Source organism: Ligilactobacillus araffinosus DSM 20653, from assembly GCF_001435375.1.
Taxonomy (GTDB): Bacteria; Bacillota; Bacilli; order Lactobacillales; family Lactobacillaceae; genus Ligilactobacillus; species Ligilactobacillus araffinosus.
In genome coordinates this window covers 172,219-187,224 of record NZ_AYYZ01000029.1, presented here as the reverse complement: position 1 = coordinate 187,224, position 15,006 = coordinate 172,219, and the positions used below count along the sequence as shown (strand labels likewise).

Below are 15,006 nucleotides of genomic sequence, written 5' to 3'. Positions count from 1 at the left end.
ATAGTCCATGAAACTATAATGAGAGGATTTGAAAATTGAAAAAGAAAAAAATTGTGATCCTTGCAGGAATTTTCTTAACAACTTCGCTTTTTCTTAGCGGATGTGTCCAACGCACAAGCTCAGGAAAACCATACGGATTTATTTATGACTACCTTGCAGTACCAACCCAACATCTTTTAAAATGGCTTGCAAACCTTTTAGGCGGAAGTTACGGCTGGTCGATCGTTGTCATTACAATTGTTGTCCGATTCCTGTTACTTCCATTAATGTTAAACCAAATGAAAAAATCAACGGTTCAACAAGAGAAAATGGCTGCGATCCAACCGCAATTAATGGAACTTCAAAAGCAAGCTCAAAAGGCTCAAACGCAAGAAGAGCAGATGCTTTTAAGCCAACAAATGATGGCCTTGTATCGGGATAATGAAATTTCAATGACCGGTGGAATCGGATGTTTACCGCTCTTGATTCAAATGCCAATTTTTGCTGCCCTGTATGCCGCAATTGAATACTCACCTGACTTGGCGCACTCAACATTCTTCGGCATCAACCTTGCAGGCCGCAGCTTCACGTTCGTTGCATTGACCTTCTTGATCTACGCCCTTCAAGGATGGCTTTCAACCCGTGGAATGCCGCAACAAAATGGTCAAATGGCTAAAATGACAACGGGAATGATGATGATTTATACTCCTGTAATGTTTGCCTTTATGACCTGGATCGCCCCTGCTGGATTAGGATTGTACTTCTTTGCCGGGGGGATTATTGCATGTCTTCAAACTTTACTAATCAACGCAATGCGTCCGCGAATTAAAAAAGAAGTTGAAGCCCAAATGGCTGCGCGAAAACCGGTTCATTCCGAACCAGTCAAACCACTTAAAGCTCAAATCAAAGATGCTCAAGAAAAATCCGCAGAAACTCATAACTTAAACCGTCAACGAAATGCCGGTAAACAACATCGAAATAAATAATAAAAAACTCGAAGTTGAACTTCGAGTTTTTTATTATTCTTTTTGAACATCTTTAGCCAGTGGCAATTGAACTTTAAACACCGATCCTTGTCCTTCAACACTTTCAACGCTGATTGAGCCACGATAACCTTCAACTAACCGATGGGCAATCGAAAGCCCTAATCCGTTTCCACCCTTGTTTCGGCTGCGAGCCTTATCGACCCGATAGAACCGATCAAAAATTTTTTTAATATTTGCCTGTGAAATTCCTTCTCCGAAATCCTGAACAACCAATTCAACGTACCGGGTATTTTTGGACATTGCCATGTGAATTTCCTTGCGATCATTTGAGTACTTGACTGCATTATCAAGCAAAATAATCAAAATCTGTTCAAGATGGTTACGATAAATTCGAACCGGGGTCTTCGTTTTTAAATCATTATCTAGTACGATTTGAAAATCTGGATGGATCATCTTAAAGTCATTAAAGACTTGTAAGCCGACTTCCCGCGCATCAGCAATTTTATTTTTATACTGAATTTCAACTTGTTCTGCCCGGGATAAATCAAGCATTTCCTGAACTAAGTTCTTCATCCGATCAATTTCTTGAAGAGAAGCCTTAATTGACTCATCAAGCACTTGCGGATCATCTTTTCCCCAGCGTTCAAGTAATTCTAAATGACCTTGAATAATAGCAACCGGAGTTCGCAATTCATGCGAAACATCCCCAACAAATTGCTGCTGTTGTTCAACATACCGGTGCATTCGATCTAACATACGATTAAACAAAACCGTTAACTCCGCAAGCTCATCATCCTTTGAAACCACTGGAACCCGCACTTCTGACAAGGCCTTTCCTTCATCATCATTGCTATTGATTTTATGGATCGTTTCATTCAACGTATCGATCGGTTGTAAAAGAAGAGATGACAACCAATAACTCATCAATGCAATTGCAAAACAAACCGTTAACCCAATAATAATGAATAAAGTGATCAGCTTATGCCGGCTTTGGTCGTATTGTACGAGCCGGTTTGAAATCTGAACGTAACCAATTAAATGATGGTTTCCTTTATCCATAATTGGCTTCCGTAAAAGCAAGATCGTATGCCCATTTTGACGGTAATGCGTTTCCGTTAATTCCTTAACCTTATGAAACTTGATCGTATTATGCTTCGTTGTATATAACTCACGGCCTGAACAGTCATAAACACTCACCGTCAGTCCTTCATGCGATGCCGATTGAATAAACGAATCTTTATACGGACTGTCCTTTGACGGGCGTTGCGGTGAATAATCAATATTAAATGATCGTTGAATATCCTCAATCGTTAAATTATGATGACAGTTATTCAGCTTTTGTTCTGTCGCATTCAACGCAATGCGCACATTATTTTGATCCTGTTTCAGCAACATGCTTGAAAAGCACTGAAAAAGCAGCACTGCAAAAATCGCGAAAATAATCGTCGTTCCCAGAGCTGTTCCTAGCGACCACTTAACTTTTATTGAAGTTGGCCGCTTTGTGTTTTCCTGTATTTTTTCACCGTTAATAACTTCGTTGTTCATCACTTTACGACCGCATTACATATCCAGTTCCACGAACTGTTTGAATATAGCTATCTTCACCAGGACGATCGATCTTGTTCCGTAAGTACCGGATATAAACATCGACCACATTGGTTTCAATTTTACTTTCATATCCCCAAACTTTTTTCAAAAGGTCTTCCCGAGCAAGGACAACGTTGACATTTTCCATTAACGTCAACAGTAATTCGTATTCCCGTTTCGTTAATTCAATTACTTCATCACCACGTCGAACAATTCGATTTTCCTTTTCAATCGTCAAGTCTTTATATGTGACCGTTGTTGTTTTGTCCGCCTTGCCTTCATCTTCTAAATCAACCCGCCGAAGAACGGCCCGTAAACGAGCCAATAATTCTTCAATGGCAAACGGTTTGACAATGTAGTCATCGGCCCCGTGGTCCAACCCTGAAACCCGATCGATGACCGAGTCGCGGGCCGTCATCATAATAATCGGGGTTGTTTTCACTTGGCGAATCCGGCGACAAACTTCAAGTCCGTTCAAACCCGGAAGCATCAAGTCCAAAAGAATAGCATTCCAATCTTCATTCAGCGCCAATTCAAGTGCTTCCCGGCCGTCATAACTGACTTCCGTCTCATATCCTTCATGTTTTAATTCCAATTCAACAAATCGTGCTAAATTTTCTTCATCTTCAATAATCAATATTCTGCTCATTAATTTCTCACTCCAATTATTAAATAATCAAAAACGTCACGAAAACTATCTCGTGGCGTTTTCTTGATTTTTATTTACTAATTACTCTTCAGGATACCATTCATAGTGGAAGTTACCTTCACGGTCAGTCCGTTCAAATGTATGGGCCCCAAAGTAATCACGTTGGGCCTGAATCATATTTGCTGGAAGATCAATTGACCGGTATTGATCATAGTATGTTACCGCTGATGTAAAGCACGGACATGGAATACCAGCCCGAACAGCTAACGCAACCACATCACGGACATCACTTTGATATTTAGTAACGATTTCTTTAAAGTAGTCATCAAGCAACAGGTTATCCAATTCTGGATCACGATCGTATGCATCGGTGATCTTTTGTAAGAATTGAGCCCGAATAATGCATCCTGCACGCCAAATCTTTGCAAGCTCTCCAAGGTGAATGTTCCATTGATAATTGTCAGAAGCTACCTTGATCTGTTCAAATCCTTGAGCATAACTCATGATCTTACTAAAGTAAAGGGCTTTCCGAATCTTTTCAATTGTTTCTTGCTTGTCTACTTCTGGAACTTGATTTTCAGGATGCGGTAAAACCTTATTTGCTTGAACCCGTTCCTTCTTCATGGCTGAAATATAGCGGGCATAAACAGCTTCAGTAATCAATGTTTGCGGCATTCCAAGGTCGAGCGCACTTTGTGAACTCCACTTTCCAGTTCCTTTATTTCCAGCCCGATCAAGAATCACATCGATAATGTCTTTCCCAGTTCCAAGATCATCTTTCCGCGTCAAAATTTCAGCTGTAATATCGATCAGGTAACTATTTAATTCAGTGTGCCGCCATTCGTTAAACGTTGCTGCAATTTCAGCATTTGACATATGAAGGACGCGCTTCATCAAGTCATAGCTTTCAGCAATCAATTCCATATCGCCATATTCAATTCCATTGTGAACCATTTTAACGTAGTGCCCAGCACCGTTTGGTCCAATGTAAGCAACACATGGTTCGCCATCTTCAGGTGCCTTGGCAGCAATTTGCTTTAAAATTGGAGCAACCAGATCATAGGCCTCTTTTTGACCACCAGGCATCAATGAAGGACCGTTCAATGCACCCTTTTGTCCGCCTGAAGTTCCCATTCCGATGAAATTGATTCCGGAATTTTCAAGTTCCTTATTCCGACGCATTGTATCTTTAAAGAAGGTATTTCCGCCATCGATTAGGACATCTCCCTTATCAAGGTAAGGTAAAACATTTTGGATAGTTGAATCGGTTGGAGCGCCGGCCTTAACCATCATTAATATTCGTCGTGGTTTCTCAATTGATTCAACGAAATCCTTCATTTCATAACTTGCAACAAAATTCTTGTCGCCATGATCCTTCATTACTTGCTTTGTATACGTTGAATTCCAATCGTATACAGCAACGCGATACCCTTGTCGTTCAATGTTCAACGCGAGGTTCTTCCCCATGACAGCCATTCCAATAACACCGATCTGTGCTTTTCCCATTTTAAAGCCTCCCACTACTAATCTCAAAACTATTCTAGCAAAAAAAGGATGGTCCTGAAAGTCTATTTTTCATTTGCCATGATAACTTCCGGTTTCCCAGTACCCTTAACGGCATCTCCAGTAATAATTACCTTCTTGATTTGATCATTACTTGGAGTTTCATACATTACATCCATCATTGTATGCTCAACAATTGAACGTAATCCTCGCGCACCAGTATTCCGCCGAATAGCTAACTGAGCCATTTCACTTAAGGCTTCATCGGTAAATTCAAGCTCAACATCGTCTAATGCCATTAACTTCTTATACTGTTTGACTAACGCATTCTTCGGTTCCGTTAAGATTCGAACCAAATCATGTTCATTTAACTTCTCAAGTGAAGTCAAGATTGGAAGTCGTCCGATAAATTCCGGAATTAATCCAAATTTCATCAAATCTTCTGGGATGATCTGCTGCATCAAACTCTTGCTTTCATCAAGGGACGAGCCTGAATTTGTTCCAAATCCGATCGTCTTATCACCAAGACGATGTTTAACAATATTTTCAATGCCATCAAACGCTCCGCCGACAATAAATAAAATATTCGTTGTATCAATTTGAATCAATTCTTGTTGTGGATGTTTCCTACCTCCTTGCGGTGGAACGCTTGCGACCGTTCCTTCAAGAATCTTCAACAATGCTTGTTGAACCCCTTCACCAGAAACATCCCGGGTGATCGAAACATTTTCCGCTTTCTTAGCAATCTTATCAATTTCGTCAATATAGATAATCCCGCGTTGAGCCCGTTCAATATCATAATCTGCATTTTGAATCAACTTCAACAGAATATTTTCAACGTCTTCCCCAACATAACCAGCTTCCGTTAACGTGGTTGCATCTGCGATCGCAAACGGAACGTTTAAGACTCGAGCTAGGTTTTGGGCAAGGTACGTTTTCCCTGAACCTGTTGGACCAACTAAACAAATATTGCTTTTCTGCAATTCTGTATCGTCATCACTATCAAGCGATGATGAGATTCGTTTGTAGTGATTGTATACCGCAACTGCCAAAACTTTCTTAGCTTGTTTTTGACCGATCACATATTGGTCCAACGTTTTCACGATTTCTTGCGGTGTTGGAATCCGTGAAAAATCACTTGCTAATTGTGCTCGTTGTTCCTGCTTAATAATTGAATCTGCAACTTCAACACATTCATCACAGATGTAAACTCCAGGTCCTGAAATCATATTGTTAACTTGTGATTCAGACTTTCCGCAAAACGAACAGCGGATTTCTTCCTGTGTTTCCTTATTATCGTGCATCATTCTCACCCTATCATCAAAAAATCATTAACTCTATCTTACCAAATTTTAATTATTTATTCTAACTAAACACTTTCACGTCAATAAAAAAATTGCAGGCTAAACCTGCAATTTTTTATTTTTGATTAATGCTTCTTTTTCGTCTTCTTGTCCATCTTATCCTTAATCGGATATGTCAGGCTCAAAAGACTTGGAATAATCGTTGGAATTGCAAATACCAGAATCGTTAATCCGATAATTACAACTAACGCAACTTGAATCAATGTCAAGACCCCGGATGGCATCAAAGCAGCGAAGGTTCCGCTCAAAATCAAAGCAGCCGAAACAACAACGGCTCCGATTTCGGTTGCAGCCTTCACAATCCGTGCTCCCGGTGTTGCGAGGAAACCATCGTATTCTTGATACTTCATCATCAAGAAGATACTGTAGTCAACTCCCAAAGCGATCAGCATGATGAAACTAAAGAATGGTGTATTCCATGTCAACATGCTTTGACCTAAGAATGCCTTACTGATCAAATGCGTAATATCTAATGACATGATGTATGCCAATAATAATGTTCCAAGAATATAGAATGGTTGTAAGATTGACCGGGTGATCAGCATCAATGCTAACAAGATTCCGGTCAACATGATAATCGCTGTCCGAATGAAGTCCTTTGAAGCAACATTCCGCGTATCATTAATGTATGCTGTTTGACCACCTAATGCAACCTTCGCTCCTGAAAGTGAAGTTCCCTTAATTGACTTATTCACAAGACTTTGAATATTTTCAACCGTCTTCATCGCACTCAATGAGCTTGGATTTTCATTTAAGACGATCGTAAATTTAACCGCATGTTTGTTTTGTGAAAGATAACTATCTTCGGCCTTCTTGTATTCTTTACTGCGAAGTACATCCTTTGGCACATAGTAAGTATCTGCTGCCGCTGAATCCTTTAATCCAGTTAAGTAACTGTTAGCCGTTCCTAAGCCGCTGTTGATCTTCTTGGCACCATTACTTGCCGTTGTTAATCCCGTTTCTAATTCATTAACTTGGCCAGCCATTCCATTAATCTGACTGTACATTTGACCAAGGCCGTTTGTTAATGTTCCTTGGTTTTGTGCAAGCAATGCCGCTCCTGACGATACTTGGCCGGCACCTGAAACTAATGCAGGAGCATTAGCTGCCAATTCACCTGTCCCAGCTGACAGTGCTGAAATTGCACCAAGCATTGTAGGCATTTGACTTCTCATTGAACCAATGCCACCTGCTAATTGATTTGAACCATTTGCAAGTTGGGCAACACCACCTGTCAATGCTGGTAACTGATTCTTCATTGAACCGATGCCGCCTGCTAATTGATTTGAACCATTTGCAAGTTGAGCAATGCCACCTGTCAAGGTTGGTAATTGACCTTTCATTGAACCAATACCACCTGCCAATTGATTTGAACCATTTGCAAGTTGAGCAATGCCGCTTGTCAATGCTGGTACTTGTGAACCTAATTGATTTAATCCGCCGTTTAAAGCATTGGCACCATTGCTAATTTGAGTTGCCCCAGCTGCTGCCTGGTTAACCATGTCTTGGATTTGACCAGTTGCTTGGCTTAATTGTCCAACCCCATCTGCAACTTGACTTGAACCTGGAGCTAACTTATTGATAGCCCCTTGTAATTGGTTAACGGCGTTGTTCAAGTTATTAACTGCTTCCTGTGTTTGTGATTGTGAAGCCATTGTTTTTAATTTACTTAATTGTTCAGCCGTTGATTGCAATTGATTCAATTGATTTGATAAATCAGAACCGCTTGATGAAACAGATTGCATATCATTTTGTAATGCTTGCGCACTATTAGTTGCATTATTGATACTATTGCTTAAACCGCTCATCATTTGCTGTTGTTTTTGCATAATTTGATTTGATGCACTTTGCAATGCTCCCTGAAGCTGTTGCTTTTGTGAATCGTTTAATCCTTGAACCGAGTTAACAATATTATTGATATCCTGGTTTGATAAGCCAGCACTTCCTGATGAAGCTGACCCTGCAGCCTGTTTTAATTGGTTCAAAGCATTTTGCAAGTTGCCAGCATCTGTTTTAGCCTTATCGCTATTCGATGAAAGTGCTTGGGCCGTCTTTTGAATTCCGCTGATATCCGGTGTTGCAGCATTTTGCAACTGACTCAATGCATTCGTTAAGTTGCCAAGTTGGCTTTTAAGTTGTTGCATTTGAGAAGAATTCAATTGATTTTGAACCTGTTTCAAGCCATCTGCAACTTGGTTTGCACCAGTCTGAAGTTCCTTAACTTTTGGTCCCAATTGAGCTAATTGTTGATTATTCTTGGCGGCATTCAACTTATCAGCAAGTTCATTTGAACCATTTACAAGTTGATTGCTTCCGTCAGTCAACTTATTGACCCCTGTGCTTAAAGCACCAGTCTTACTATTCAGCGTTGATAAACCGCCATTTAAGGCGTTTGCTCCGTTAAATAATGCATTCACTCCTGTACTTAAAGCACCAGTCTTGCTATTTAACGTTGATAAACCACCATTTAAGGCGTTTGCCCCATTAAATAATGCATTCACTCCTGTACTTAAAGTACTAGTTTTACTGTTCAACGTTGCAAGACCACTATTCAATGCATTGGCTCCGTTATACAATGCATCGACCCCTGAGCCTAATCCGCCTGTTGCAGCAGCAAGTTGGCTCATTCCATTATTTAAGGTATAAACTCCATTAGCGTAAGTAACCATTCCATTGCCTAATGTTGATGCACCGTTTGCTAATGTGTTTGCTCCCGCTTGAAGCTGTTGACTTCCGTCATATAACTTCTTGGCTCCATCAACACCAGTTTGAATGTTGGCCCCTTTCAATTGAAAGTTGGCGCCATCCAACCCGTCACTAATTTGGTTTAAGCCTTTCCGGGCATCCTTGGTTCCGTTTGTAACGGTCTTTAATTGATCATTTACATATAATTCTTTTAATTTTGATCCCCCCGGTTCAGTAACGGTTGCAACAGTTTTGACGCCCTTAACGGCTTGAATTTGCCGCGCAAGTTCATCAATTTCCTTGAGATCTTTTTCGTTATCAACCGGATGATCCGTCTTGATGTACAGGGTTGTCGGTTCTGCCGTCCCCTTTGAGAAGTGCTTTTGAACAACCTTAAATCCTTGCTTAGCTGGTACAGAATCGTTCAATTCAACTAACGTATCGTAATTTAACGGACTTCCCTTTGATAAAAGGAATGGCAAAGCACATAACGCAGTAACGATCAATCCAATAAACGGCATCTTGACCATTGTCTTTGAAATGTTATGCCACATCTTGTTGGTTGATGAACCGTTAAATTTCTTACTTGGCCAGAAGATCTTCTTTCCAAGCATTGCCATAAAGAATGGGTTAAGAGTCAGCAATGCCAGCAACAAAATAGCAACTGAGACCGCAACTCCGACAGCTGAACGATAAATACTGAATTTTGCTAATCCTAATGTTGAAAATCCAATTAAAACGGAAGATCCACTAAACAAAATCGTCTTGCCGGCAATTCGCAATGACCGGCGGGTAGCCTGCAGCGGCGATAGCCCTTTACTAAGTTCTTCTTTAAACTGATCAAACATCAAAATGTTATAGTCAGTCCCAATCCCGAATAAAACAACAACCATGAAAACTTGAGTAAAGTTGGATAATGGGAAATTAAAATGTTTTGCTAAGTTCATTACAACACTTAATGAAATCAGCATTGAAATTCCAACTGACAACAATGAGAAAATCGGAGTCAGTGGTGAACGGAAAATCAGAGCTAAAACGATAAAGATAAAGACGATCGTAATCGTTTCGGTTTTTTTAATTCCTTCTTGCGTTTCACTAATAAAATCATCATTTAAGATGTCACTTCCGGTAACGTAAGTCTTCACTCCCGGAGTTTTTGCACCTTTTGTGATCAGTTCACGCGTTTTTGCAACCGTAATCTTCTTATCAACGTTCAATTGAAGAATTTCAGTCGTTTTATCTTTGGAAATCAATTGAGCACGCGTATATTTGTTTTCGTTCGGTGCAGTCATTGATTTAATGTGGTACTTATTCTCCTGATGTTTGAAGGAGTTGATCGTGGCGTCAATGTTATCCTGTTGGTTTGCGGATAACTTTCGATCACCATTATTGAAAACAACAACGACCTGGCGCGTATTGTCTTCATGCCGTCCCCAATGATTTTGAATATTATCAGCCACTTGACTGGTCAAATCGCTTGGCAGCTTGATTTGACCTTTTTCACGGACTAATTGATTAATATTTGGTAACGTAATCAAGGAAGCAATTAATAAAATGATCCAAATAATTGCTTGAACGATATAGCGTTTCTTTGAACCGTCCTTTTGTTTCATTAAATTTCCTCTTTTCTCTTTTAAATAGACACCGTGTTGTTTTTACCATACAAATATATATTAATTTACCAGGAATATCAATCATCAAAATCCAACAAGGTGTTGATTTAAAATAAATTTGTTGAAAATTTTTTTTAATCGTCGAAAATTGACTAATTATTGTATTTTTTATCTAAAACCTTCATAATAAGGTGATAGAAATGTAAAAGGAGAATTCTTATGGCAGTTCATCAAAAAATTGCTACCACGGAGAAAAAAATTAAAGCAGCGTTTATCTATTTAGTAAATGAAAAAGGTTTAAATCACGTTACAGTTAAAGATATTACTAAAACTGCAAATATAAATCGAAGTACATTTTATAAACATTTTGTTGATAAACCACATCTTGTTAACCGTTATGAAGAACAATTCTTTGAGCATGTTAACAATATGTTTAAAGTTGCTGATAAAAATGATATTTCAGAACAAAGTATTGAAGAAATACAATTGCAGTTATATTCTAAAATTAATAAGATTATTGAATACATCTACGATGAATTGGAGCTTGCTAAGGCTTTAATTGGCCCTAATGGCGATCCCTTTTTCGAAGAAAAGATTAAAGAGTTATTACGAAAAATTCTAAATTCTGATATCAAGCTAATTAAAGGAAAAATGAATGTTCAAAATTTCATTCCTGAAGACTATGCACATGAAATTATAATCTCAGAATTAATTAGTATTATTAAGCTTTGGTTGGCAAAAAGTAATCCCGAACCGCCGCAAAAAATTTCTGAAATCATTATAAAAACAAGGTATCTCAGTCCTAATGAACTACTAGGATTTCAAAATTTCATTCAACTTGGAAACAACTTAGATGATAAAAAAAGGACCAACTCCTAATGGGAGTTGGTCCTTTTTAATGAAAAACTATTTTTCTTCTTTCTTTTCTGGTAAATCTTGTTTTGCTGAGTCTGTCATTTCTTGAACGACTTTCCGAATTGAAATATCATGTTTCAACATGTCATCTGATAAAGCAGAACGAACGGCCTTTTCATCCATTCCATATTGAGTTGCTAAATCTTTGATTTCATCATTGATTTCGTCTTCTGAAATTTCAATGTTTTCTTTTTCAACGATTGCTTCAAGAACAAGATTTGTCTTAACCCGTTCTTCTGAACCTTCACGGAATTGCTTCCGTAAGTCTTCTTCTGAAGTTCCAGTTAACTTGAAGTACATATCTGGATTGATTCCTTGTTGTTGCATTCCACTGAAGTATTGATCCATTTGACGTTGAACATCGTCTTCAATCATTGCTTCTGGAATGTCACCAATTTTAGCATTTTCAACTGCCTTTGAGATTGCTTCTTCTTGAACGGCATTCTTAGCAGCTGCTTCCTTTTGTTCCTTAATTTCGTCTTTAACTTTTGCTTTTAATTCTTCCAATGTATCAACGTCATCGTCGATATCCTTAGCAAAGTCATCATCTAATTCTGGAAGTTCTTTTTGCTTAACTTCATGAATCTTAACTTCAAAGACTGCATCTTTACCTTGCAAGTCCTTTGCTTGGTAATCATCTGGGAATGTAACCTTAACTTCAACTTCGTCGCCAGCCTTATGACCAACTAATTGATCTTCAAAACCAGGGATGAATGTCTTTGAACCTAGTTCAAGTGAGTAATTTTCAGCCTTGCCACCATCAAATGGCTTACCGTCGACCTTACCTTCAAAGTCGATCACAACTGTATCGCCTTCTGCAGCCGGTTCATCTTCCTTTAATACAAGTTCAGCTTGTTGTTGACGCCGACGTTCTAATTCATCAGCAACTTCCTTGTCTGAAACATCAGTTGAGTGCTTCATAACTTCAAGGCCTTTGTATTCACCTAATTCAACTTCAGGTTCAACTGTTACTTTAGCTGAAAGAACCCAAGCTGAATCCTTTTCCATTGATTCAACGTTGATTTCAGGTTGTGAAACAGGCTTGATCTTTGATTCTGATACCGCATTTGCATAAGCTTCTGGCAAAAGAGCATTTAAAGCATCTTGATATAATGCTTCTTCACCGTACATCTTATTGAAGATTTGACGTGGTACCCGGCCTTTACGGAAGCCTGGCACATTAAGCGACTTCTTTACTTTGTTGAATGCGATGTCCAAGCCTTCCTTAATTTTATCTGGTTGGATTTCGAAGGTTAACTTTCCGTCATTTGTACCTTCTTTTTTTTCCCATTTAACAGACATTTTATTCCCTCCGTACTTTAAATTTTATACGATAAACAGTATCTGTATATTAACTAATTTTACCTTAGAAATCGCAAAATGTAAACGAAATCTCAAAAATTGTTGAGATAACAAAAAAGCCTGGGATAAACCCAGACCTTTAATTGATTTCAAATTAGTCAAGGATGTCTGATACGACACCGGCACCAACTGTACGGCCACCTTCACGAACTGTGAACTTAAGACCTTTTTCAATAGCAACTGGTGCGATTAATTCTACTGTAAATGTAACGTTATCACCAGGCATTACCATTTCTACACCTTCTGGTAATTCAATAACACCTGTAACGTCTGTTGTGTGGAAGTAGAATTGTGGACGGTAGTTTGAGAAGAATGGTGTGTGACGTCCACCTTCTTCTTTAGTTAAGACATAAACTTCACCCTTGAACTTCTTGTGAGTTTGGATTGAACCTGGCTTAGCTAAAACTTGACCACGTTCTACTTGGTCACGGTTGATACCACGAAGTAATGCACCGATGTTATCGCCGGCTTCACCTAAATCAAGAGTCTTCCGGAACATTTCAACACCTGTGATTGTTGTCTTAAGAACTTCGTCCTTCAAACCAACAATTTCAACTTCATCACCGACTTTAACTGTACCACGATCAATACGACCTGAAGCAACAGTACCACGACCAGTAATTGTAAATACGTCTTCAACAGGCATTAAGAATGGCTTATCTGTTGGACGTTCTGGTGTTGGGATGTATTCATCAATTGTGTCCATTAATTTCATGATGTTAGCTTCTTGTTCTTTGTCACCTTCAAGGGCCTTCAAAGCTGAACCACGGATAACAGGAATATCATCGCCAGGGAATTCGTATTCACTTAATAAGTCACGAACTTCCATTTCAACTAAGTCTAACAATTCGTCATCGTCAACCAAGTCTGTCTTGTTTAAGAAGACAACGATGTACTTAACACCAACTTGACGAGCAAGCAAAATGTGTTCACGTGTTTGTGGCATAGGGCCATCTGTTGCAGCTACAACTAAGATAGCACCATCCATTTGAGCAGCACCAGTGATCATGTTCTTAACATAGTCAGCGTGGCCTGGAGCATCGATGTGAGCATAGTGGCGCTTTTCTGTTTCATATTCAACGTGAGCTGTGTTGATTGTAATACCACGTTCACGTTCTTCTGGAGCAGCATCGATTGAAGCGTAGTCTTCAGCTTGGGCTAAACCTTTTTCAGCTAAAACTTTTGTAATAGCTGCTGTTAAAGTTGTTTTACCGTGGTCAACGTGGCCGATTGTACCAATGTTAACGTGCGGCTTTGTTCTTTCGTAATGTTCTTTTGGCATTAATACGAACCTCCTATATTTTTCCAAAGATATCAAAATTAAATGTTGATAATCCTTGATATGTATTATACTACTTCTTTTAAATAAAACCAAGTAATAAAATGATTTTGTTCTAAAAGAAGAATCCTTGATTCATTATATAAGTGTCCTTGAAGTTTGTAAATAAAAAAACAATTAAATTTTAAAATCGTTAATTCGATCAATTTCCTCATCAATTTTAGAACATAAAATTTTTCCCTTTGCAGAAAGATTTTGTCTCCGTGTTAAGGCAATCTCCAACAACTCGCTTTGATCTATTTTGGTAATTTCTGGATAAATTGTAAAAAGCTTCATCTTTGCTTCGCTAAACACTCTTAACTTTAATGGTTCAGCAATTTCTTTCGAATCCAAAATCTGCTGCCTGATTTTAACATATATTGGAAATTTTTCAATTGGCGCAAGCGTTGACAGATCAACTTGAATTACTTCGTTGAATAAATTCAGAACTTTAACTTGATTATTAGATACTTTTCGTAATGTATTCAATAACGACATTCGAACAACACATGGAACATCCTTATCAAGAAATACAGTTTTACAGTTTAAAAACAATTCTTGCGGGTTTAAAAGCTTAATATTATTTAAAATTTCGCGTTGCTCACGAACTGAAAATCCGCCTAAATACTTTAACTTTCTTAGTGTTTCCTGCTTTAATTCTTGTTGTTTTTTACTTAAATAACTTGGATATGATTTGATTTTTTTCGCCAAAGTCTGTCGCTCAATTGAATTTAAATATGGATCCAATCGATTTAAAAGTTCGAAGCATCCTAAAATATCACCAGCGTGAAGTCGGCAATCAAAATATTGGTAAAAATAATCATCATTTTGAATATATTCATTGAGATATTCATTAGCAACCGTAACTGCCTCAATCCATTTTTGATCTTTTTTTAAAAATTTAAATAAATAATAATTATTATGGAAGTTTTTATTTTTTAAATAGACTTCCTCCATCAATGCTACCGCTTGATCATAATGTCCACTATCATAAGCTTGTTGAGCTTTTTCAATCAATTCTTCGTTCATTGACTCCTCCTCTACA

General features: G+C 38.4%; 10 protein-coding genes. 2 read left to right on the top strand and 8 right to left on the bottom strand.

Translation table 11 applies throughout. The features are described from left to right. Window positions 1-35 precede the first annotated feature (35 nt). The gene (yidC, locus tag FC64_RS05400) at window positions 36-965 is read left to right on the top strand and encodes a membrane protein insertase YidC (protein WP_057906899.1); all 930 of its coding nucleotides are present in this window, start codon (window positions 36-38) and stop codon (window positions 963-965) included. 33 nt (window positions 966-998) lie between these two features. Here the strand turns inward: yidC and FC64_RS05395 are convergent, their stop codons facing one another. The 5 genes from FC64_RS05395 to FC64_RS05375 all read right to left on the bottom strand — a co-directional run bounded on the left by FC64_RS05395 (window position 999) and on the right by FC64_RS05375 (window position 10,366). Continuing rightward, window positions 999-2,510 (bottom strand): HAMP domain-containing sensor histidine kinase, encoded by a 1,512-nt coding sequence (locus tag FC64_RS05395; protein WP_057907111.1) that lies wholly within the window; start codon window positions 2,508-2,510, stop codon window positions 999-1,001. Window positions 2,511-2,514: 4 nt separating this feature from the next. Beyond that, entirely contained in the window at window positions 2,515-3,201 is a 687-nt protein-coding gene (locus FC64_RS05390) for a response regulator transcription factor (RefSeq protein WP_057906898.1), read from the bottom strand. Between the two features lie 81 nt (window positions 3,202-3,282). Then, window positions 3,283-4,707 (bottom strand): NADP-dependent phosphogluconate dehydrogenase, encoded by a 1,425-nt coding sequence (gene gndA, locus FC64_RS05385; RefSeq protein WP_057906897.1) that lies wholly within the window; start codon window positions 4,705-4,707, stop codon window positions 3,283-3,285. Window positions 4,708-4,769: 62 nt separating this feature from the next. Beyond that, entirely contained in the window at window positions 4,770-6,008 is a 1,239-nt protein-coding gene (clpX, locus tag FC64_RS05380; RefSeq protein WP_057906896.1) for an ATP-dependent Clp protease ATP-binding subunit ClpX, read from the bottom strand. A 125-nt stretch (window positions 6,009-6,133) separates the two neighbouring features. Beyond that, the gene (locus FC64_RS05375) at window positions 6,134-10,366 is read right to left on the bottom strand and encodes an MMPL family transporter (RefSeq protein ID WP_057906895.1); all 4,233 of its coding nucleotides are present in this window, start codon (window positions 10,364-10,366) and stop codon (window positions 6,134-6,136) included. A 219-nt stretch (window positions 10,367-10,585) separates the two neighbouring features. Here FC64_RS05375 and FC64_RS05370 point away from each other — a divergent pair, with 219 nt between their 5' ends. Then, the gene (locus FC64_RS05370) at window positions 10,586-11,245 is read left to right on the top strand and encodes a TetR/AcrR family transcriptional regulator (protein WP_057906894.1); all 660 of its coding nucleotides are present in this window, start codon (window positions 10,586-10,588) and stop codon (window positions 11,243-11,245) included. Between the two features lie 27 nt (window positions 11,246-11,272). Here FC64_RS05370 and tig read toward each other — a convergent pair whose 3' ends face one another. From tig to FC64_RS05355, 3 genes are all read right to left on the bottom strand, one after another. Then, window positions 11,273-12,583, bottom strand: a complete 1,311-nt coding sequence (gene tig, locus FC64_RS05365) for a trigger factor (protein ID WP_057906893.1) — start codon at window positions 12,581-12,583, stop codon at window positions 11,273-11,275. 154 nt (window positions 12,584-12,737) lie between these two features. Further along, window positions 12,738-13,925: an elongation factor Tu gene (gene tuf, locus FC64_RS05360; RefSeq protein WP_057906892.1), complete on the bottom strand. Its 1,188-nt coding sequence runs from the start codon at window positions 13,923-13,925 to the stop codon at window positions 12,738-12,740. 174 nt (window positions 13,926-14,099) lie between these two features. After that, the gene (locus FC64_RS05355; protein WP_057906891.1) at window positions 14,100-14,990 is read right to left on the bottom strand and encodes a hypothetical protein; all 891 of its coding nucleotides are present in this window, start codon (window positions 14,988-14,990) and stop codon (window positions 14,100-14,102) included. Window positions 14,991-15,006: the final 16 nt, after the last annotated feature.